A 23,151-nucleotide genomic window follows, 5' to 3' on the forward strand; every position below is an offset into this window, starting at 1 on the left:
TTATTCCATGGATTTTTTAGACCAGGTTATTTTAGATAATACCATTAAAAGTTACTGCATTGTAGGTGGCACTATTTTGCTCATACTTTTTTTAAAACGGTATTTCTCCCGTTATATCGCTGCAGTATTGTTCCGGCTATTCCACCGTATCTGGAAGAATGTTGCCAAACAAAATTTTATTGACCTGGTGGTAGAACCACTGGAATGGTTTCTCCTCATCATTATTGCGGTATTCGCTATTGACAAATTAAATTTTCCTGTTGCCTGGCAATATAAAATTTACGGGCATGCTATAGATGATATTTTAACCCGGCTGGGCATTGGCATCATCATTGTTTCCTTTACCTGGTTTATGCTAAGGGTAATTGATTTTATTGCACTGGTGCTGGAACACAATGCTGCCATCACTGCAGATAAAACAGACGATCAGCTGGTAATTTTTTTCAGGGATTTTTTAAAAGTGGTTATAGGCATCATAGGTTTACTGATGTTGATAAAAGCCTGCTTTAACCAACCGATTGGTAACCTGTTAACCAGCCTGAGTATTGTTGGTGCTGCAGTTGCTTTGGCCGCAAAAGAAAGCCTGGAAAATTTAATCGCTTCCTTCATCATCTTCTTTGATAAACCTTTTACCGCAGGTGATACTTTAAAAGCCAATAATGTAACCGGTACAGTAGAAAAAATTGGCTTACGCAGTACCCGTATCCGTACAGGAGACAAAACATTGGTTACTGTACCCAATAAATTAATGGTAGATAGCGTGGTAGATAACTGGAGCATGCGTACACACCGCCGTGCAGAAATAAAACTGGAACTGGCTTCAAATACACCGTCTGCTTTATTGCAAACCATTATAAAAACTATTAAGGAAAAACTGGCTGCAGATACCTCATCCATTACCAGCTACTCTGTTCATCTTACCGATGTAAACAAAACCGGCAACACCATTAAGGCAGAGTATTTTACACATCCTGTTACCATGGATGATTTTACTGTACTGAAAGAGGAGTATTATTTTTTTATTAAGCATATGCTGGAAGAAAATAAAGTGGCAATGAGTACTACCAGTGCAATTGATGATCTTTTAGCAAGGCCTGCAACAACATCAGAATAATTATACAATACCCTGCCACTTATCCAGCTCTTCTTTTTCAGCAAGTTCCTTTTTCTTCAGTTGCTGTTGAATATCTCCTGTAAGAAGTAATATTACAATTACAGCCAGGTACAACAAAAATATCAGCACCACCAGGGAAAAAGTGAGTGATAATATCATAAATACTTCCAGCAGGTATATTAATATAGCGCCTGTAAAAAGTAACGGCAATGCTGTAACCGACTTTAGCATCAGGTAAATAAAACCTGTGATGCATACCACATATACCCCTATAGCTGCAAAGGTTACCCAATGAGGGATCATAAAATACAGGTGCTGAATTAAACAGGCCACAGAGATCAATACGCCAAATAAACCTGCGTTTTCACAAAAGCTTTCATGCTGCTTTTTAAGATGATCCATATACTTTATTATTTGTTAAGGATATCAGCTAATTCTTTATCCCATTTACCGGTGCTGCCATACTCTACCACACGGCCAATTTCTTTACCCTCTTTCATTACAATAATGGTAGGCACATTAATTATATTGAAGGCGTCTGCAATGCCGGCTAAAGATTTTTTTTCTCTGTTAACACCAAAAAAAGTGATCTTGCTATCAGGCACTCCGCTCATTTCCTGCAACTTAAAAAATTTGGGTAAAATAAACTGGGTATCCTCACACCAGGTGCCACCAAATAAAACAAATTGCACTTTGCTTTTTGCTTTTTCAAATGCTGATAGCGTTGCCGTATCGGGCCTGTAACTGGCTGCACTGCTATTGTACCAATTATAACTACTGTCGTTTTGAACAAGGTATTTATTGATAATACCCCGCAGTATATGTTGCTCCGGGTGTTTCTCATCTTTTAAAATTTCGTATTGCGCCTGGCTGAAAGCGTTTATACTAAGGATACTGCAAAATAAAAATGCGGTTAAAAATTTCATTCCGTTATAGTTGATTGATGGAAAAATGCTGTGAGCTAAGGTTACAGGTTCGCTTTTAATTCATTTAAAAAGCTTTTTAATTTTTTCAGCGATTCTATCATGACAAATTTTTCATCTGCCTTTTTATTATTTTTTAAAAAATCTTTGGCACCTTCAATGGTATATTTTCTTTCTCTTAACAAATGGTAGATCAGTTTTAAATTCTTCACATCTTCCGGCCTGAACAACCTGTCGCCCTTACCATTTTTTTTAGGTTTTAAAATATCAAATTCATTTTCCCAAAAACGCACCAGGCTTTGGTTTACTTTAAACATATCAGCTACCGTGCCAATAGAGTAATACATTTTTTCAAACAATACCTCATCTTCCGGCACTTCAATCAGATCCGCTCCTGCATCCATATCTTTCAAACTCATGCGGCCACGGGTTTGCTTTTTATTGTGCTTTCGTGGTGGCTTTGCTGCAACGGTGGGTATTTCTGTAAGGTCAATGATCTCCGGTTCTTCTTCTGCCACTACATTTTCAGCAGCAACTATAATTTCTGTAGAATTAGTGGTATCCACCACCGGTTTTACCTCCGGCTCTTTTGCCGGCGGAATACTATCAAAATCAAAAGCTATTTGTTGTAAGCCCATATTTAAAATTAATCAAAACTTTTGGCACTTCCCGTAGCGGCAATTTTTAACAGCCTGTCGTATTGCTCTGCGTTAAGGTCGTTAAAGAAAAAGTAAACCGGGTCAACCGGCGAACCATTGATGTGTACTTCGTAATGACAATGCGGTCCGGTACTGGCACCGGTGCTGCCCACCCAGCCAATTACTTCACCACGTTTTACGTGCTGCCCGTCTCTTGCTTTTACCCGTACCATGTGCATATACACGGTCTCGTATCCATAGCCATGGTTTATGATCACATGATTTCCGGTACCGGTACCCGGGCCTGCAGTGGTAACCACACCATCGCCGGTAGCATAAATAGGTGTACCCTGCGGTGCAGTAAAATCGAGGCCATTGTGCATTTTGGCAATACCATAAATAGGATGGATACGCATACCAAATCCACTGGCTATCCTGGTTAATTCCTTATTGCTGACCGGTTGTATAGCTGGTATACTGGCTAATTTGTCGCCCTGGTTTTTTATCAGTTTATCAATTACATCGTAACTTCCAAACTGGTACGTAATACGTGCGGTAAGATTATCTAACGATTTGGCAATATCAGTACCCAACTCATCTTCATTATTTTTCAGGTTCACTTTTTCCAGTTCTTTGGTATGTTCAATCAACTTGGTCCGGGCACTGTCCGTTATCGGGGTGGCTTCAAAAATGGAACGGTACACCTCATTATCTCTCTTTTCCAGCTCGGCCATTTGCTGCTGCATGGTTTTAACCTTGCCATCCAATAAACTGTAATTATCTTTTAAGTTATCGTATTTCAGCTGCACCTCCCGGTCGGTTGCCTTGGGAAAGAATTTGGTATACAAACTAATGATGATAAGACAGCTAACTGCAAGCGCCGAAAGAAACCCAAATATCCGCAACAGTTTCACCCTCAATGGAGTAACCAGCTTCTCGTAACGAAGTGTATTGGTATTATAGAAATATTTTATTTTCTTCATGCTTGTCCTGAAAAAGGAAACGTTTCAGATAATTTTTTGTTGCTTTCCGTAAGCTTGAGTAACATGGTTAGCTTATGGCTTGTGGCTTGAAGCTGTTTTATTACCTTTGCAACCATTACATAAAAGTGTACAAATATAGCCCGTTACACAACAAAAATCAACCCAAATAAACAGATTGGCATATGATGACAAGTGCAGCAATACGACAACAGTTCCTTGATTTCTTTAAATCCAAAGGCCACATAATAGTGCCGTCGGCTCCCGTGGTGATTAAAAACGACCCTACATTATTATTTACCAATGCCGGTATGAACCAGTTTAAAGACTATTTCCTGGGTAATAAACCTGCCCCCAGCCCCAGGGTGGCCGATACACAAAAATGTTTACGGGTAAGTGGCAAGCACAACGACCTGGAAGAAGTGGGCGTAGACACCTACCACCATACCCTATTTGAAATGCTGGGCAACTGGAGTTTTGGCGATTATTTTAAAAAAGAAGCCATTGCATGGAGCTGGGAGCTGCTGACTGAAGTATACAAATTAGATAAAGACCGTTTATATGTGACCATTTTTGAAGGAGACGCCAAAGAAGGCCTGGCTAAAGATGAAGAAGCTTATACCGAATGGAAAAAAGTAATTGCCGAAGACCGCATTTTATTGGGTAATAAAAAAGATAATTTTTGGGAGATGGGTGATACCGGCCCCTGCGGACCCTGCACCGAGATACATGTGGATTGCAGAACAGACGAAGAAAGAAAAGCAGTGGATGGAAAAACATTGGTGAATAACGATCATCCGCAGGTAATTGAGATTTGGAATAATGTGTTTATGCAGTTTAACCGTAAAAAAGATGGCAGCCTTGAGCCATTGCCTGCACAGCATGTTGATACCGGAATGGGTTTTGAAAGATTAGTGAGAGTGATCCAGGGAAAACAAAGCAATTACGACACCGATGTTTTTACAGGCACTATTGCTGTAACAGAAAAAATAACGAATAAGAAATATGATTTCAGTGATAGCAAAGAAGCAATTGCATTTCGTGTAATTGCTGATCATATCCGAGCTATTTCTTTTACTATTGCTGATGGACAGTTACCCTCAAATACCGGCGCAGGTTATGTAATTCGTCGTATACTCCGCCGTGCTGTGCGTTACTATTATTCTTATTTAGATTATAAGCAACCATTGTTGCATCAGCTGCTGCCTGTAATTGCAACACAGTTTGAAAATGTTTTTCCCGAGTTGAATAAGCAATTGGATTTTGTAAGTAAGGTTATTAAAGAAGAAGAGGAAGCTTTTTTAAGAACACTTTCCAATGGTTTAAAAACTATTGACGAAGTGATGAAGCAATCTCAGCAAACAAAAACGATCAGTGGTGCTGCAGCATTTGAATTGCTGGACACTTTTGGCTTTCCTATTGATTTAACAAGATTAATTGCAGCTGAAAATAATTTAGCAGTTGATGAAGTTGGTTTTAATGCAGAAATGAACCAGCAAAAAAACCGTTCCCGTGCAGCCACTGCATTAGAAACACAGGACTGGGTTATTGTAAACGATATTGCAAGTTCCAAATTTGTTGGTTACGATAGTTTGGAAACAAAAAGCAAGGTGATCAAGTACAGAAAAGTAAGCGGCAAAGGAAAAGAACTATACCAGATCGTTTTAGATACCACGCCCTTCTATGCCGAAAGCGGCGGACAGGTTGGAGACAGTGGCACATTGACCATTGACCATTCACCATTCACCATAGTTGATACAAAAAAAGAAAATGACCTCATCATTCATTTTGCAGAAACCATTCCTGCTGATTTAAGCGGTGAAGTAATTGCAAAAGTTGATGCCAGTAGAAGAAAGAACATCACCGTTCACCACAGCGTTACGCACCTGATGCATGCCGCTTTACGCAATGTACTCGGCACACATGTTGCGCAAAAAGGAAGTTTGGTAAACGAAGAACATTTACGTTTCGACTTTAGTCACTTTGCAAAAATGACGGATGAAGAATTAAGTGCGGTAGAAAAACTGGTGAATGAAAAAATAAGGCAAAACATTCCTGTTGTAATTAAGGAAATGAAAAAAGATGAGGCTGTTGCTTTAGGAGCGATGGCTTTGTTTGGCGAAAAATATGGCGATGTGGTACGGGTGGTAATTATGGACGAAAAATATTCCATTGAACTATGCGGCGGTACACATGTTGGCAGTACCGGCGAACTGGGTTTGTTTAAAATAAAAAGTGAAGGTGCTGTAGCTGCAGGTGTAAGAAGAATTGAAGCTATTTGTGGTGTGGCGGCAGAAAATTATGTCACCAATTTATCTGCGGCAATCAGCGAAATCAGCGGGCTATTAAAAAATCCTAAAGACATCAGCAAGTCGATAGAAAATTTACAAATTGAAAATGCCGCCCTCAAAAAACATATCGAAGCTTTGGAGGCAAGGCAACTGGTGATCATCCGTAATGAATTACTGCAAAAGGATGAGATCATCAACAATGTAACTTTTATTGGTGCTATAGTGGAAGTAAGCAGTGCCGATGCGTTAAAAAAATTATGCTTCGACCTGAAAAATAAATTACACGATCATGTAGCCGTACTATGTGCCAATATTGATGGTAAACCGTTTGTTGCAGTGGGTATCAGTGATACAGTGGTGGTAGCAAAAAATTTAGATGCAGGAAAAATTATTAAAGAGCATATTGCGCCTTTAATAAAAGGTGGCGGCGGCGGACAAAAAAACCTGGCTACCGCAGGCGGGCAGGATATAAGTAATCTGAAAGCAGTGATTGAGAAGGTAAAATCTTTATTGTAACCGGAAGCTCCAGCTTGCGGCCCGAAAAGAATGGAAGCCGGAGCTTCCATTTACATAAAATATATAAGGTATGAAATACATTCTCCTCGTGCTTCTTTCTGTATTCAACTGTTCATTGTATGCATGTTTAAATGAAGAACATATAACAAAAACCGGTAAAAAAACTATTGATGCCTTTACATTGCGTGGGTTAACGTTTTACAAAGGGCAGAATACCGGGGAGATTCAAGACAAGCTAAAAGTGCTGGAACCCTTACTATCAAAAACCTCTAATACAACAGATGATATCCGCACTATTAAAAATGATATTGCCGTACAATATATTAAACTGGGCAGGTTAGAAGAAGCTGAAAAAATGCTGCTGGAACTGCAAAAACAATATCCCGGCAATTACAGCATCAACGTTAACCTGGGTACTTTGTACGAACTACAGGGAAAAAATGAAGAAGCCCTGCAACTGATAAAAAAATCGGTTGGCATTAATCCCGATTCGCATGAAGGGAGTGAATGGTTTCACATAAAAATTCTAGAGTTCAAGCTTAAAAAAATACCGGAAGATAAAGTAGCAGCGCAAAACATTTTGAATCTTGCAGCAATTAAAAGGCCTTCATCTGCTGTTGCAGATGAATTAACTTATCAGCTGGAAGAAAGAATTCCGTTTACACCGGCTCCCAACATCATGATGGCAAAAGTGTTGCAGGAGTTTGGTGATTACCTGGCAGATAGCATTTCCCTTAAAGCCGCTTACCTGATGTATGACATTGGTATGGATTACGACAGAAAAAACATTTTACAACTTGCGCAAAAAAGGGATGCACTTGTTCCCTATTTTAAAAAATACCACGAAGTAATCCCGGTTTTAAATAATTATTACCTAGACCCCATTGTACAAATTGTAAAAGATGATCCTGTACAGGTGGCATCGTCAGTGGTTGAAAAAGGATTTAATTATTTTAAAGAACAGGAAGAAAGAAGAAAGGAAAAAGAAAGAAGAAAAACAATGTTCATTGGTGTTGGTATCAGTGCTATTGCTTTATTAATTTTATTTCTTTTTTTCAAAAACAGGAAGAAAAAGCAATTGGCAGAGTAAAAACTTGCGAATACTTTTGCGTAATGTACACCGTATTTGAAACCCCACGCCTCATCCTGCGCCGCTTTACAGAAGCAGATACCGGATTATTATTACAACTTAACAGTGATCCTGAAGTATTAAAATATTTACACGAGCCTTTACTGGAAACGGAAGAACAGGCCCTGCATGTTTTACAAAATATCATCTTACCCCAATATAAAAATAACCTGGGCCGCTGGGCCATACATTTAAAAACCAGCAACGAGTTTATTGGCTGGTGTGGTTTAAAATATTTAGCAGACACTGATGAAATTGACCTTGGCTACAGGCTGATGCAAGAATACTGGGGCAAGGGTTATGCATTTGAAGCTGCAAAACACACCATGGATTATGGCTTTAATCAACTGCATTTAAAAACCATCGTTGGCCGTGCCCATATTGAAAACACCGCCTCTTTAAGGATACTGGAAAAAGTAGGACTTCAATTCATAAAAGAAGAAGTGATAGATGATTGCCCCGTAAAAACATTTATGCTTTCAAATACGCCCCCGCAGATATCGCAAATTACGCCGATATAATAAAATCAGTTTTTCTGCGACATCGGCGATATCTGCGGGCAAAAACAAAAAAAATGTTAAAGCCAAAAATTTATCTGCGAAGAATTTCGTAATTCAAAAAATTGGGCTACATTTGACCTACTAAACATTTCGTACATAAAATAAATCAAGTCATGAAGAAGTTATTACTGATTGCTGCTGTAATAGGATTTACCACAATTACCCATACTGCATCGGCACAAGATGAAAAAGCAGAGCAAAAAGAAAAAGCAGAAGTAAAAGAGCAGAAAGAAAAGGCAGAAAAAAAAGAAAGGAAAGAAACCCAGGAAATCGTTATCCGTAAAAAAGGTGACAAGGACACTAAAATTACCGTAGAAATTAAAGGCGATAAAGTAACCATTAATGGTAAACCCCTGAGCGAATTTAAAGATGGTGATATCACCATTAATAAAAGAGGCATCAGGATCTGGGATGGTTATAACAGTTTTGCTTTTCCTGATGACCTGGATATAGCCGTACAGGGCCATCCTTCAACCTCGTTCTTCTCTGGTAAAAAAGGTGCCTTTTTAGGCGTAACCACCGAGGCTACCAATGATGGAAATGATGATAAAAAATCTGAAGGTGCTGCTATAACAAATGTAACTAAAGAAAGTGCCGCTGAAAAAGCAGGATTGAAAGAAGGTGATATCATTACAAAGATCAACGATAAAAAAGTAGAAGATCCTGAATCATTATCAGAGGTTGTAACTTCCTTTAAGCCAAAAGATGAGGTAACAGTTTATTATAAAAGAGAAGGCAAAGAAAAATCAACCAAAGCCGTTTTAGGAGAAAATAATTCATCCGGCACAATGGCTTATTCTTTTAGTGGGCCTGGCGGACAGACACGTTCTTTTTCCATACCCCGTGTACAAGGCGCTCCTTATGTTCAGAGAATGCCAAGATGGGATAACGGAGGAGATATAGCCGGTTTGGGTGATCTTAAAGTGAACGGATTTGGCATGTTTCCACGCCAGCAAAAATTAGGCTTAAAAATCCAGGATACTGAAGAAGGTGATGGCGTAAAAATATTGGATATCGATAAAGAATCTCCTGCTGAAAAAGCCGGGCTTAAAAAAGACGATGTGGTTACAGAAATTGGTGGCAAAAAAGTTACCAATACTGATGATGCAAGGGAGCAGTTGATGGAAAACGCAGAGAAATCAACTTATAACATTAAAGCCAGGCGTAATGGCAGTGAAATGAGTTTTGATATTAAAATTCCAAAGAAATTAAAGACTGCTAACTTATAAGCCATAGTAAAACAAGTGTAAAAAGGCGTCACGACGGTTTGAATCCGTCTGACGCCTTTTTGCTTACCTTTGCCCCGTGAAAAATAATGATAAATACCAGGTGGTAATTGGCCTTGAGGTACATGCTCAGTTACTTACAAAAAGCAAATTATTTTGTGGCGATAGTGCGGCTTTTGGCGGAGAAGCAAATACACATATCAGTCCTGTAACATTAGCACATCCCGGTACATTGCCCAGGATGAACCGCAAAGCCATTGAATATGCTATCAAACTTGGCCTTGCCCTGCATTGCGATATTGAACAGCATAATTATTTTGCCCGCAAAAATTATTTTTATCCCGATCTGCCTAAAGGTTACCAGGTTAGCCAGCACACTACTCCCATTTGTAAAAATGGATACGTGCCCATTAAAACTGCCGAAGGCGAAAGAAATATTTTGTTGAACCGCATTCATATTGAAGAAGATGCCGGTAAAAGTTTGCATGATGTGGATGACAATTATACGTCTATCGATTTAAACCGGGCCGGTGTTTGTTTGCTGGAAATTGTAAGCGAACCCGATTTACATAGCAGCGAAGAAGCTTTTGCTTACATCACCGAATTAAGAAAATTAGTGCGCTGGCTGGAGATATGTGATGGCAATATGGAAGAAGGCAGCATGCGTTGCGACGCCAATATCTCTATCCGTTTAAAAGGTGAAACCAAACTGGGTACAAGAGTAGAGGTAAAAAATTTAAACAGTATACGCAACGTAAAAAAAGCCATTGAAATTGAAGTGGCAAGGCTTATAGAAATTACAGAAAGCGGTAACAAAATCATACAGGAAACAAGAAGTTTTGATGCGGATAATAATACTACTTTTTCATTGCGCAGTAAAGAAGAAGCAGATGATTACCGTTACTTTCCTGAGCCGGACCTTACGCCGTTTTTTATTGCCGATGATTTTTTACAGCAGATCAAAGACAGCATCCCTGCTTTACCGGAAACCCTGGAAAAAAAATACCAGGACGTGCTGCACCTGCCTGCTTATGATGCCGGCGTAATTTGCAGTGATAAAGAAACGGTTGGTTATTTTGAAGCTATAATAAAACATACCGCAAATTATAAAGCTGCAGCAAACTTTTTATTAGGGCCAATAAAAAGTTATTTAAACGATCATGCAATCGATATTAAAGATTTTATTGTACCTGCAGAAAGAATTGCAGCGATGATACAATTGGTAGATGAAGGCAAAGTGAATTTCAGTAATGCTGCTACAAAAATATTTAATGCCCTGGTTGCCGCCCCTCAAAAGGAAGCCCTGGAAATAGCGACCACTTTAAATCTTTTACAGGAAAGTGACAGTGGCTCTATTGAGGCCTGGGTGGATGAAACCATTGCTAAAATGCCCGATAAAGTAAAAGAATACAAAAGCGGCAAAAAAGGATTGATCGGCTTATTTGCAGGCGAAGTAAAAAAACTGAGTAAGGGAAAAGCAGATATGCAGTTGGTGAATAAATTATTAAGCGAAAAACTTGGATAGGCAACAGGGTGGATCATCCCGAAAAAGTTAACGCACTCCGGTTACGCAATCATAAATTGAAAATAACAACATGAAAAAAATACTCTCTTTATTATCCTTATCTGTCATTTTGTTTTCCTGCTCTAATGAAAGCGAAAAGGGAAAGTTTACTGTGAACGGCCAGGTAAAAAATGCGCCGGACCAAAAAATATATCTGGAAGAACTGTATAGCCAGAAAGATCCGGAGGTGATTGATACAGCTGATGTAAAAGACGGAAAATTTACACTTAATGGCATTGCTGCAGAAGAAGGGATCTACCGCATCAGGTTTGAAAAATTGAGCAAGGGCTTCTTGTTTATAAATGACAAGAGCAGTATTAATTTTACTGCCGACCTGAATAATATTACATTGCAGGGCCCCAGTTTTGCAACTCCTGCCAATAGTTCATTAAAAAACTTTCTTACCATTAACGATAGCCTGGGTAAAAAGTTACAGGAAACATCCGCTACATTAAATCAGCTGAAACAAAGTGGTGTTAAGCCTGAAGACAGTTTGTGTGTAGCCGCTGAAACCAGTTTCAATATGACGAAGGAAGCCATGGCAAAATTTTGTTTTCAATATGCAGATACTGTAAAAAGCCCTGCATTAGCATTATTCACCACTACCGCTGCTCCCGTTGAGTTAGAAAAATTTCAGCTGCCTTTACAAAAACTGGCACAACGTTTCTCTAATCACAACGGCATCATTACGGTTACTAATCTTGCCAAACAACAATTGCAGGCACAACAACAGCAACAATTAAAGTCGCAACAGGCTGCCACCCTCACCGGAAGTATGGCCCCGGAAATAACCATGAATGATGTGAATGATAAACCATTTTCATTAAGCCAGCTGAGAGGAAAATATGTGCTGGTTGATTTCTGGGCAAGCTGGTGTGGTCCCTGCCGTCGGGAAAACCCCAATGTAGTTGCAGCATACAACCAGTTTAAGGATAAAAATTTTACTGTGCTGGGTGTATCGCTGGATAAGGATAAAGCAGCCTGGTTAAAAGCCATTCAGGATGATGGTTTAACCTGGAATCATATCAGTGATTTAAAATACTGGAGCAGCGCCGCTGTTGCTTTATACGGTTTTGATGGCATTCCTTATAATGTGCTGGTTGATCCGCAGGGCAAAATCATCGGCAATAGTTTAAGAGGGGAAGATTTAATAAATAAATTAAAAGAAGTGTTGAAGTAAAAACAATACCAGCCGATAAAAGTATTTATACTAAAAAATTAACCGCCTCAGTTTTACTTGCAGGCGGTTTCTTATTATACATACACATCCCTTTAATACTTTTAAAAGCATCCGCAAAAAAAAAGAGGCTGTCTCACTTATTGAGACAGCCTCTTTTTTTTCTTATTTATTTATTGTAGTCGTTCTTATTAATAACCAGGATTCTGCACTACTATAGGATTAGAAACCACTTCTGAAGCAGGAATCGGCCACAGGAAACGGTAATCGCTATAAGGTATTGCTGTTTGTCCTGGTGTGTATCCTGCACCGCAAACAAAAGTAGCTAAACCAACGGTACCGTTTAATGCTTTGGCAGGAATACCACCTGTTGTAAAATTAGCATCAACTGCTAAACGGCTAATATCACCCCAACGTCTTCCTTCAGCTAAAAGCTCAATCCTTCTTTCCAATAAAATTGCTTTAATCAAATCAACTGAGGTTGCAAAACTGGCAACAGTATATTGCTGTGTTGCAGGTGTTGCTAAAGACCTGTTTCTAACTACATTTAACAGATCAACTGCACGTGAAGAAACAACAGCAGGAGTATTTCTTGCTTCAGCTTCCGCTAATGTCAGCAATACTTCTGCATAACGGATCTGCGGGGCATAGTCGCCGTAAGTTGCATAATCCCTGTACTTTGTTGTAAATATACTTTGCGTACCTGCACTGTTTGTGCCCGCTACTGTTAAAAGACTTCTGCGTTTGTCATCACATAACCAGCCGGCGTTATTGTAAATGATCGGAGAAATCGAAACCAATCCCCTTCCGTTCAAACTTGCTGAACCCAATAATCTTGATAAACCACCATTAGTACTTGGAGCATCTACCGGGTCATTTTTGATAGAGAATATACTTTCAAGAGAATTGTTGTTGATAAAAGGTCCATCAGGTGAAGCAGTTAATGCGTAAGACCCAATTGGAGATACTGTACCAACAGGGTTAGCCGGGGTAACAACAGCAGGTACAATTTTTGCGCCTTCTGTAATCACTCCTGCCCAATCACCTTTATGCAATTTAATTCTCATCTTCAATGCTATTGCAGCAGCTTTGGTGGCCCTGAAACTGATAGGACCAGTAAAACCGGTTACAGCAATAGATGCTGGTAAGTTAGCTTCTGCAAAATCAAGATCAGCTAAAATGTTTGTGTAAACACCTGCAACACTCATACGTGGACTGGTAAGAATAGATGATACAGCGGCAGTAGTATTAATCGGAAAATCTCTCCATGGAATACCCAAAGCTGAACCAGCACCATCCGCATAAGGTTTTGCAAACATTAATAACCCTTCGTGGTGTGCCATTGCTCTTAAGAAACGACATTCTGCCTCATATTGTAATGCAGTTGTAGGACTGATTACACCACCGGCGCCAGCTGTTCTGAAACCTGCAATTGACACATTGGCTTTATTAATTAATTCGTACAAACCTTTCCACATAGCCACACAGTTGGCAGAAGTAGAATTGTAAGTACCCTGGTAAGTGATTTGTAAAAACGCCTGGATATTCACCAGGTCTTCGCCACGGGAATCTGACTGGTAAATATTGGCTGCCCCAAATGGATAACCCCTGTTTTCAGTGGTGCCCGTTACATAGTAATCTCCCTGTGCCGCATCATAAACTCCGTTTAATGCAAGGGCACATTTTGATGCAGTGGTAAATACACTGGCATCTGTTAATGAGCTGTAGGGTGCTGTATCTAATACCTTTTTACAACTAAAAAGTAAAGGAAGAAACAGTATTAATCCCATTTTTATTTTATTCATAACTGTATTCATTTAATATGATTATTGAGTTTATAGTATACATTAAAAACCTAAAGAAACACCCATAGAAAGATTACGTACCTGTGGTGATACTGCTGCATCTATACCAAGTGTGCTGATATTGTCAGGATCTGCACCTTTGTATTTTGACCAAACCGCAAGGTTCTGGCCTTGTACAAAGAATCTTGCTGATTTTACATAGCCATTGGTAACTCTTTCTAAGCTGGCATTTTTAAATGTATAACTGATAGATAAATTCTGTAACCTGATATAATCACCTTTTTCAACAAATCTTGAACTGGCACTGGCAGTTTGGTTTATGTTAGCTGCCTGTCCGTAATACAATTTAGGCACTTCTGTTTCCTGGCCTGGTGTAGTCCACCTGGTTAAGATTTCTTTACCATTGTTCTGGAAACTCTGGTTGAAGATAACTTCCTGCCTTGTATAGTTCATGATTTTATTACCGCCTGAATAACGGAACATCACTTCTAATTCCAATCCTTTGTAGTTAAATGTATTGGTAAATGCACCATAATAAGTTGGTGTAGAGGTACCAAGTTTTACTTTATCCGCCGCGGTTAATGTTGCAGCTGTACCTAAAGCACCGTTGTTCTTGTCTGTTGCAGTATAAAAACTACCCACAGTAAAACCAGTAATTCTTGAAAGGTTAAGCTGTATCAAGGAACCATCTGCTTTATAGAACATTGGGTTTCCGTTAGCAGTATTGACACCTGCAGAACGGTAGCCCCAAAGTATATTGATCGGATCACCTACCTGGATAACATTATAGTTACCATTAGGAATTTGTGTCACAGGAACACCACCAACAGGGTATAAAGATTTGATCTCATTTTGAACGTTAGAATAATTCACATTTAGATCCCATGAAAAATCTTTGGTTCTGATAATGCCAAAATTTAAACCTAATTCAATACCCTTGTTCTGTAACTTTCCTATGTTTTGAGAAATAGTACCACCATTTAAATCAGGAGAACCTGGAATACCTGCACTTAAGGGTTGCGGCACATCCAATACTAAATTATCAACATCGTTCAAGAAATAATCTGCTGTAAAAGTAATTCTGTCTTTCAGTATACCTAAATCAAAACCTACATCATATTTTGCACTGGTTTCCCATTGCAAATCAGGGTTTCCTACACCTATGGGGGCCAACCCTCCCAGGTTTCCGTAATTGCGGGCACCAAAATTAGTTAAGTAAGGATATCCGGTTAGCGTATTTCCCACTTTTGCATAAGAAGCCTTGATCTTCAATTCATTTACTAAACGTTTGTTCCAGAATTTTTCTTCAGATGGTCTCCAACCCACAGAGAAGCCGGGGAAAGAACCATATTTATGACCCGGAGCCAATGAACTCTGTCCATCCCTTCTGATACTTGCCTGTAAAAAGTATTTGTTCTTAAAGTCATAATTGATCCTGCCGAAATAAGATAAAAATCCGTTTCTTACATCATAGGTACCACTAATAGTATTATTGGTACCCGAGTTAGTGATATAATTTTCAGCAATAAAGAAAGGATCAGTTAATGATCCGCCATTTGCAGATAATGATTTAGCTGTTTCGGTTTGAATTTCATTACCGGCTGTCAAATAAACACTATGTCCTTTATAGGTTTTGTTATAATTCAAAACGTTTGACCATACTAGCCTCAGGATATTAAAATCCGAATTGCTTGATGTACCTACACTATAACCATCACCATGAAAAACATTCTGACCGGTATAACTGTAATCATTAAACATATCCATGCCTACCTGGCTACGGAATTTTAAACCTTTTAATGGAGAAATTTCTATATAAGCGTTATCGATGATCCTATATTTATCCGAATACAGTTTATTCTTTTTCATTGTGTACAACACATTGAAGAAGTTATCATCCACACTTTGTGAGTTAGGACCGACAAACATAGAGTTGGTGCTTGTACCTGTGGGGCTATAAGTAATATTGTAACCATCCCATCCTGTAGATAAGAACGGCGAAACGTTAGGCAATAAACGTAAAGATGAAGCAATAGCACCACCCAATGCGTTAGAACCGTTATTCTGGTCTCCATCCTGCTGACGGCTTACAGATAAGTTATTACCCAATTTTACAAACTTGTTCAATTCGTGATCCACATTTAAACGGATCCTGTATGCTTTATTATAATTGCTGATTACAATACCTTTCTGATCGTTGTAGTTAGCTGAAAAATAGAAAGTAGTTTTATCACTGCCTGACTGTAATGCAATGGTATGGCTTTGGTTGGAAGCATTTTTATTCATCACCAGGTCCTGCCAATCTGTATTATAAGATTGAGCCGCAGTATTAACGCCAGCCCTAGCAGCCAAACCTGCATTGGTCAGTTTTTCGTTGGCAATGGTTACAAATTCAGATGCATTCAGAAGATCGAATTTTTTAAGTGGATTGCTGTAACCTGCAATTCCATCATAAGTAACTTTTGATTTACTTTTTGAACCTTTTTTAGTAGTGATAAGAATTACGCCAGCAGCAGCTCTTGATCCATAAATTGCTGTGGCAGACCCGTCTTTTAATACATCGATTGATTCGATGTCTGCGGGGTTGATATCTCCCAATGCATTGGAGTTGGTAGCACCTGCTAAATTACCGGTGATAATAGGCGTTCCATCCAAAACAATTAACGGGTTATTATTACCTGTAATTGACTGGATACCCCTGATCCTGATTACAGCAGGCGTGTTAGCCAACCCCCCTGAAGTAGTTACCTGAACACCAGGTGCCCTGCCAGCCAATTGCTTATCAATTGATGGAGTCATAAGTGTAGAAAACTCTTTTGCATCAATTTTTGAAGCCGAACCTGTAAAGGCTTTCTTTTGTTGTGTACCATAACCTACCACCACTACTTCTTCAAGCTTGGTGTCGGTTAAGCTCATGGTTACGTTCATTACTGTTTTTACACTACGTGTAACAGTCTGGTAATTGATAACAGAAAAAACCAGTGTCTTTACCGTTGCTGGTAAAGACAGGCTGAATTTACCATCTTTATCTGTTTGTGAACCAAATTTACCGTCTGGGGAAACGACGGTCACTCCCTCCAAAGGAGCATTTTTTTCATTGGTAACCGTTCCTGTTACCGGACGGTTCTGTGCGGAGGCATTCATCCAAAGCAGTAATGCACCCGACAGGGTTAAGATCAATTTTCTCATTTGCTTATTAGTTTAATGTTATAACAAAGATAATTCACAATTATTGTAATATTCATATGCAGGGACAAGTTTGTTGCCCTTTTAGCTGCTTTTCTACCTTATTAGTTACTATTTTAAAGTGTTTTTTTAGTTTTGGGAGTTGAGTTCTTATATCACTTTTTTTTAGATCCTACAAGAAGTAGTAACACCGGTAATAAAATAAGGTTCGTTAATGTGGCCACAAATAATGTAACAGATGTAAGCCAGCCCAAGGCTTTGGTGCCGCCAAAACCACTGAAACAAAAAATAACAAAGCCGGCTATTAATACAAGGGATGTATACACAATGCTTAAACCGGTATTTTTTATAGTGGCGCTTACTGTAGCATTAACGTCGTTATTATACACCGGCAGCTCCTGTTTATAATTTACTAAAAACCTGATGGTTATATCAATAGCAATACCCAGTGCCACGCTAAAAACCAGTACTGTAGAGGGTTTCAGCGGCACCCCGGCCCAACCCATTACACCCGCCGTTATCACTAAAGGAATAAGGTTGGGTATTAAAGAACATAATAAAATCCGGGCCGATTTAAACAGGTACAGCATACAGAAAGAGATGAGAATAAATGCCCAGAAAACACTTTCCTTTAAACCATTTACAATAAAGCGGCTGCCTTCTAAAAAAGTTGAACTGGTACCGGTTACTGTAACATTGTAAGTGGTGTTTGCTGTATCTTTTATATCCACACTATCAATACCATTTAATATCCTGTTGGCGTTGCGCTTTATAGAATCAACTACAGGTGGCAATGCAGCGGTACCAATATCTTCCATACTCATGCTGATGCGTAAGTATTGCTCTGTAGAATCGATAAATGAACCCACCATCTTCAATGTAGCGGAATCTGCGGTAGTCATTTCGTTATTTTCTTTACGCACATTTATCTGGCGCAACTTATCATGCAGGTCTTTTAACGGGCTGCCAAAAGCCGGCAATGTATACGTAGAATCGCCCTGGCCTTCACTTATAGCCTGGTAAGTAAATTTTATGCCGTCAATAACCGAAAGTGGTTTGGCTATATTATTTTGCTTTGCCAAAAATGAATCCTGGAAGAACGCAATTTTATTAATATCAACAGTTGATTTTAAAATGCCTTTTGATTTTTTGGTATCCAGCACAATTTCCAATGGCATTACCCCTTTAAAATTGGTCTCAAAAAATTTAAGGTCGGTGTAAATTTTATCGGTCTTAGGCAGGTCATCAACAATGTAGGCAACACTTTTTATTTTTAAAATACCGATCACTGAAAAAATAAGTACTACGATTGTTATACCATAAACAAATTTTTTGTGGTGCATTACCCAGGTTTCTATTCTTAATAAAAAAGAAGTGAGCCAGCGGTTATTTAAGTATTTGGTTTGCGCTGCATTAGGTGCCGGTAAATAACTTAATACCGATGGTAATAATATAAAAGACACCAAAAATATTACCATGATACTGATGCCTGCCACCACACCAAACTCATTTAAAATGGCGCTTTTGGTAAGTGCAAAAACGGCAAAACCAGTAGCTGCGGTAATATTACAGAACAATGTAACCACCCCCATTTTGCTAACCATGTCAACCAGCGCACCGTTCTTATCTTTACTTTTTAAATAAGAAGTGTGGTATTTATTGATGAAATAGATACAATTGGGTATGCCGATAACCACTACCAGCGGTGGAATTAATGCGGTCAGCAAACTGATCTTATACCAACACAACTGCAATACGCCTAAACTCCACACCACGCCAAACAATACCACCAGCAAAGAAAGTAACGTGGTACTTATAGAACGGAAGAAGATCAGCAATATCAATGCACTTAAAACCAATGAGCCAATTAAGAAAAAGCTCATTTCTTTTTTTATCCTGTCTCCAACCACCGTTCTTATCAATGGCAATCCGCTTAAATGGGTTTCAATTTTTGTTTCGGTTTCAAACGCTTTAACCGCTGCAGTAATATCCCCCACAATTTTTGTACGTTTAGCGGAGTTCAGTGCTGTTTTATTTATCCTTACTGCCATTAAATAAGCATGTGCATCAGGATTGTACAGTTTTGATTTATAGAAAGATAAATTAAGGAAAGTATTTTTTGCTGAATCCAGCAAGCCTTTTTCAATTACGGAGTCCGAAAATATTTTTGCAGGTACCAGTTTATCTGTAAGCGTATCTTTTACCAGGCCAATGGCTGCAGGAACGCTCAATACTTCTTCTACATATTCTACTTTTCTTAATTGTTTGTGTAATTTATAGTATGCCGCAAAAACATCAGGCTTAAAAAAGTTGTCTGTTTTAACACCCATCACCAGCACATTGCCATCATCACCAAATCGTTGCTGAAAATCCTTGTAATCCCTGTATTTGGGATTATCTACCGGTATAGCTCTTGCAAACTCATAACTTAGTTTTACCTGGCTTGCAAAAAAGCCCATCACGCCGGTAGCCGCAAATAATACAATTAATAGCACTAGCCTGTTCTTGATTACAAAACTTCCTAAACGTTGCCACATTTCGATTTTGGATTTATGATTTTAAATTTATGATGGTGCAAAGAAAACCCATTTCGATTTTAGATTTACGATTGCAGATTTATGATGTGCAAAGAAAACCCATTTAATCTGTATTATAAAACTCTTGTACGCCGCTGCTTTGAAACTTATGTACCTTGCGTTTTCAAATTAAGCTATAAAATCAGGTTCCCTTTTAGGGGTCAGGAGCATGACACATAAAACAAAAGGCATCGTATTACGCACCATCAAATATGGCGAAACCAGTTTGGTGGTTACCATTTTTACCGAACTTTTTGGTGTGCAAACCTATATGGTAAATGGTGTACGTACCGCTAAAAAAGCTTCTGCAAAGGCCAATTATTTTCAGCCCGCCGCAATTTTAGACCTGGTGGTATACCACAGCGAAAACAAGCCCATGCAACGCATTAAGGAATTTGGCTGGGCAGTTTTATTCGATACAGTACTAACCGATGTGATCAAAAACAGCATTGCCTCTTATATGGTGGAACTGCTGCAGAAATGTTTAAAGCAGCCTGAAACCAATGCTGATCTGTTTCATTTTTGCGAAGCCGCTTTGTTGCAATTAGATAGCTGCAGTAAAAAAGTAGCGGCTAATTTTCCTTTGTTTTTTGCATTGCACCTCACTCACTTTTTCGGCTTCAGGATGGCAGATGATTTTGACAGTGAGCATTGCTTTTTAGATCTGCAGGAAGGCATGTTTATTGATCACCAGCCGGTACACCCGCATTTTATTGAGGGCGAAAAGGCTGCACTTACGTCGCAACTATTAAAAGTTATGCAACCTTACGAGCTGGAAGAGTTTAACCTGAATCATATTTTAAGGCGGCAATTGCTATTACACTTTCATGATTATTATGCCCTGCACATTCCCGAGTTTGGGCAAATGAAAACCCTGATGGTATTGCATGAAGTGTTGTAAAAATGGCCCACAGATATCGCAAATGACGCAGCCGGAGAAAACACTGTATTTTAACTGCGATATCAGCATAATCCGCGGGCTGATTACAAAATTCTTTTGGATGAAGTAGTATCAGTAACCTGAAAATGGCCCACAGGTATCGCAAATGACACAGCCGGAGAAAACACTGTATTTTAACTACGATATCGGCGTAATCTTCGGGCTGATTACAAAATCCTTTTGGATGAAGTAGTATCAGTAAGCTGCAGATTTTCTGCCCCTTCAATCAACACCACCCCGGGCTTTTTTCCTTTTTCAAAACTGCCCAGGCGTTTATCCATTTGCAGGGCTTTAGCTCCATTGATGGTGGCCCATTGCAGCATGGTTTCCAGTTTTAAACCTGCAAAATTGCGTCGCAATGTTTTTATCTCTTCCAGTATACTTAATTGATAATTGGAAGCAAGACTGTCGGTACCTAAAACAATATTGCATTGTTCTTCTGCCAGCATGTTTACATCGGGTAATGAGTTGGTGATGTAGAGATTGGCATTGGGACAAAGGCAAAAAAAAGTTGATCGTTGATGGTCGGCAGCTGATAGTTTTATAAAACCGATATCATCTTTAGTTGTTGTAACGTTATGTACAAGTATAGTGGATTGATTTTTATTGAGCCGCGGATACCAGCTTTGCAAACTGCTTTTGCCCACAGGTGTAAAGAAGGCAATGTCTATACCCATCTTTTGGTACAATTTTAAAAAATCGCCGGTTTTATCTTTTATGAATTCTTCTTCTGCTAAGGTTTCCTGGTTGTGTATGGTAACCAGGTTATTGGCAGTAGCGGTATTGATCAACTCAAATAATTGCGACGACACAGAATAGGGCGCATGCGGAGAAAGTGTTGATGGCAGATAGTTGACACCTGACAGGAATTCGCTTAAGATAGCTTCTGCTCTTGTAAATCTTTCATTTGCAAACGCCGGTACAAAGCCGCTTACCTCGATAAAATTATGGTAGTGCAGCCTCCCCTTTTTCTTTTGAGGGATGGTTAATGCATTATTGCAGATATCCCCTACAGCAACGATGCCATTTTGCAGCATTTCATCTTCGGCAGTTGCAATAGCTGCTACTATCTGTTCTTCTGCAAAATGCCTTTCGGTAATGATCTTAAAAACAAACTCCACCAGGCCGGTCTTTTCAGGTATCAGGCCTTTTAAATGCGATAATTCCAGGTGGCAATGGGCATTTATAAAACCGGGGCTTATGATACCATTCAAAACTTCAATATCATCGCCTGCATCTGCTACAGCAACAATACCATCCACCACGCCGGTTGGGTCGGTAATTAAAACATGGCCTTCGGGCAGTATTTGCAGCCCGGTAAAAATATTATCGCCTGTAAATTTTCTATACAAAATGATTGGTTGATAAATTGTAAATTTGCCGCCAGCGAAAAGTTGATCACAAAAAATAAACTCCCCTTTTAGCGGGACAAAAGTATGTTAGATAAATTAGATGCCATAAAAGGAAGGTTCGATAATCTGGGCGTTTCGCTTACCAATCCCGAAATTGTAAGTGATAATAAAAAATATGCTGCCATCAGTAAAGAGTACCGCAGCCTGGAAAAGATTGTAAACGGCCGTAACGAATATGTAAAGCTGCTGGACGATATTGAATTTAATAAAGAAGTTTTAAAAAGCGATGACGCCGAAATGCGTGAGCTGGCTAAGCTGGAACTGCCTGCGCTGGAAGAAAAGAAAACGCAGCTGGAAGCCACTTTACGCCAGATGCTGATACCTAAAGATCCTTTTGATGAAAAAAATGCCATCCTGGAAATACGTGCCGGAACGGGTGGTGATGAAGCATCACTTTTTGCAGGGGACCTGCTGAGGATGTATTTAAAATATTTTGAAAAGAAAGGTTGGAAAACAGCTTTATTGAGCGAAAGTGAAGGCACTGTGGGGGGCTACAAAGAGGTGCAGATTGAAGTAGTGGGTGATGATGTATATGGCACTTTAAAATTTGAAAGTGGTGTACACCGGGTACAACGTGTGCCTAATACTGAAAGCCAGGGCCGTGTGCATACCAGTGCGGTAACTGTGGCTATAATGCCTGAAGCAGAAGAAGTGGATTTTGAATTGAAGGAAAGTGATGTAAAAATGGAAACTGCCCGAAGCGGGGGTGCCGGTGGTCAGAATGTAAACAAGGTAGAAACCAAGGTTTTTCTTACGCATAAGCCAACCGGTATTGTGGTAATGTGCCAAACGGACAGGTCGCAATTGGGCAACAAACTAAAAGCCATGGAAATGCTGCGTACAAAACTGTACGATGAAGAAGTAAGAAAAGCAGAAGAAGCTATTTCTCACCTGCGCAAAAGCCTGGTAAGTACGGGTGACAGAAGTGCTAAAATACGCACCTACAACTTTCCGCAGGGCAGGGTTACCGATCATAGAATTGGCCTTACTGTTTATAACCTGGATAATGTTTTAAACGGCGAAATACAGGAGTTTTTAGATGCTTTGCAGTTTGCGGAAAATGCCGAGAAATTAGCAACCCAGAATTAATATTTACGCTTGCAACTATTTTATA

The 23,151-nt window shown here is 39.3% G+C and carries 17 protein-coding genes; 9 read left to right on the forward strand and 8 right to left on the reverse strand.

Annotated features, from left to right (window positions below; genetic code table 11):
• Positions 1 to 7 precede the first annotated feature (7 nt).
• The gene (locus tag ACYVM0_RS18170; protein WP_460559291.1) at positions 8 to 1,114 is read left to right on the forward strand and encodes a mechanosensitive ion channel family protein; all 1,107 of its coding nucleotides are present in this window, start codon (positions 8 to 10) and stop codon (positions 1,112 to 1,114) included.
• Here the strand turns inward: ACYVM0_RS18170 and ACYVM0_RS18175 are convergent, their stop codons facing one another.
• From ACYVM0_RS18175 to ACYVM0_RS18190, 4 genes are read right to left on the reverse strand one after another with little or no spacing between them, the layout of a single operon-like run.
• The gene (locus ACYVM0_RS18175; protein ID WP_460559293.1) at positions 1,115 to 1,516 is read right to left on the reverse strand and encodes a hypothetical protein; all 402 of its coding nucleotides are present in this window, start codon (positions 1,514 to 1,516) and stop codon (positions 1,115 to 1,117) included.
• Positions 1,517 to 1,524: 8 nt separating this feature from the next.
• Positions 1,525 to 2,040: a thioredoxin family protein gene (locus tag ACYVM0_RS18180; protein WP_460559295.1), complete on the reverse strand. Its 516-nt coding sequence runs from the start codon at positions 2,038 to 2,040 to the stop codon at positions 1,525 to 1,527.
• 41 nt (positions 2,041 to 2,081) lie between these two features.
• Complete coding sequence (locus ACYVM0_RS18185; protein ID WP_460559297.1) at positions 2,082 to 2,675, reverse strand: MerR family transcriptional regulator; 594 nt, start codon at positions 2,673 to 2,675, stop codon at positions 2,082 to 2,084.
• 8 nt (positions 2,676 to 2,683) lie between these two features.
• Positions 2,684 to 3,658, reverse strand: a complete 975-nt coding sequence (locus ACYVM0_RS18190; RefSeq protein ID WP_460559299.1) for a M23 family metallopeptidase — start codon at positions 3,656 to 3,658, stop codon at positions 2,684 to 2,686.
• Positions 3,659 to 3,840: 182 nt separating this feature from the next.
• On the opposite strand from ACYVM0_RS18190, the gene alaS reads away from it, so the two are divergent.
• The 6 genes from alaS (at position 3,841) to ACYVM0_RS18220 (ending at position 12,121) form a co-directional block, all read left to right on the forward strand.
• Complete coding sequence (gene alaS, locus ACYVM0_RS18195) at positions 3,841 to 6,462, forward strand: alanine--tRNA ligase (RefSeq protein WP_460559301.1); 2,622 nt, start codon at positions 3,841 to 3,843, stop codon at positions 6,460 to 6,462.
• Between the two features lie 70 nt (positions 6,463 to 6,532).
• Positions 6,533 to 7,552 (forward strand): tetratricopeptide repeat protein, encoded by a 1,020-nt coding sequence (locus ACYVM0_RS18200; protein ID WP_460559303.1) that lies wholly within the window; start codon positions 6,533 to 6,535, stop codon positions 7,550 to 7,552.
• A gap of 23 nt (positions 7,553 to 7,575) precedes the next feature.
• The gene (locus tag ACYVM0_RS18205; protein WP_460559305.1) at positions 7,576 to 8,112 is read left to right on the forward strand and encodes a GNAT family N-acetyltransferase; all 537 of its coding nucleotides are present in this window, start codon (positions 7,576 to 7,578) and stop codon (positions 8,110 to 8,112) included.
• A gap of 152 nt (positions 8,113 to 8,264) precedes the next feature.
• Positions 8,265 to 9,380, forward strand: coding sequence for a Do family serine endopeptidase (locus ACYVM0_RS18210; protein ID WP_460559307.1), 1,116 nt, complete (start codon positions 8,265 to 8,267; stop codon positions 9,378 to 9,380).
• Positions 9,381 to 9,456: 76 nt separating this feature from the next.
• Positions 9,457 to 10,902: an Asp-tRNA(Asn)/Glu-tRNA(Gln) amidotransferase subunit GatB gene (gene gatB, locus ACYVM0_RS18215; protein ID WP_460559309.1), complete on the forward strand. Its 1,446-nt coding sequence runs from the start codon at positions 9,457 to 9,459 to the stop codon at positions 10,900 to 10,902.
• A 70-nt stretch (positions 10,903 to 10,972) separates the two neighbouring features.
• Positions 10,973 to 12,121 (forward strand): redoxin domain-containing protein, encoded by a 1,149-nt coding sequence (locus tag ACYVM0_RS18220; RefSeq protein ID WP_460559311.1) that lies wholly within the window; start codon positions 10,973 to 10,975, stop codon positions 12,119 to 12,121.
• A 188-nt stretch (positions 12,122 to 12,309) separates the two neighbouring features.
• Here the strand turns inward: ACYVM0_RS18220 and ACYVM0_RS18225 are convergent, their stop codons facing one another.
• From ACYVM0_RS18225 to ACYVM0_RS18235, 3 genes are all read right to left on the reverse strand, one after another.
• The gene (locus tag ACYVM0_RS18225) at positions 12,310 to 13,923 is read right to left on the reverse strand and encodes a RagB/SusD family nutrient uptake outer membrane protein (RefSeq protein WP_460559313.1); all 1,614 of its coding nucleotides are present in this window, start codon (positions 13,921 to 13,923) and stop codon (positions 12,310 to 12,312) included.
• 42 nt (positions 13,924 to 13,965) lie between these two features.
• The gene (locus ACYVM0_RS18230; RefSeq protein WP_460559315.1) at positions 13,966 to 17,112 is read right to left on the reverse strand and encodes a SusC/RagA family TonB-linked outer membrane protein; all 3,147 of its coding nucleotides are present in this window, start codon (positions 17,110 to 17,112) and stop codon (positions 13,966 to 13,968) included.
• A gap of 152 nt (positions 17,113 to 17,264) precedes the next feature.
• Positions 17,265 to 19,646 (reverse strand): efflux RND transporter permease subunit, encoded by a 2,382-nt coding sequence (locus tag ACYVM0_RS18235; protein WP_460559316.1) that lies wholly within the window; start codon positions 19,644 to 19,646, stop codon positions 17,265 to 17,267.
• A 208-nt stretch (positions 19,647 to 19,854) separates the two neighbouring features.
• Between ACYVM0_RS18235 and recO the strand changes: the two genes are divergently transcribed.
• Positions 19,855 to 20,586 carry a DNA repair protein RecO gene (recO, locus tag ACYVM0_RS18240; RefSeq protein WP_460559318.1) on the forward strand — a complete coding sequence of 244 codons (732 nt, stop codon included), beginning with the start codon at positions 19,855 to 19,857 and terminating at the stop codon, positions 20,584 to 20,586.
• Between the two features lie 206 nt (positions 20,587 to 20,792).
• Here the strand turns inward: recO and ACYVM0_RS18245 are convergent, their stop codons facing one another.
• Positions 20,793 to 21,977 carry an amidohydrolase family protein gene (locus ACYVM0_RS18245; protein WP_460559320.1) on the reverse strand — a complete coding sequence of 395 codons (1,185 nt, stop codon included), beginning with the start codon at positions 21,975 to 21,977 and terminating at the stop codon, positions 20,793 to 20,795.
• 84 nt (positions 21,978 to 22,061) lie between these two features.
• Between ACYVM0_RS18245 and prfA the strand changes: the two genes are divergently transcribed.
• The gene (gene prfA / locus ACYVM0_RS18250) at positions 22,062 to 23,126 is read left to right on the forward strand and encodes a peptide chain release factor 1 (protein WP_460559322.1); all 1,065 of its coding nucleotides are present in this window, start codon (positions 22,062 to 22,064) and stop codon (positions 23,124 to 23,126) included.
• Positions 23,127 to 23,151 lie beyond the last annotated feature (25 nt).

The sequence above is a fragment of the Ferruginibacter profundus genome, from assembly GCF_054783275.1.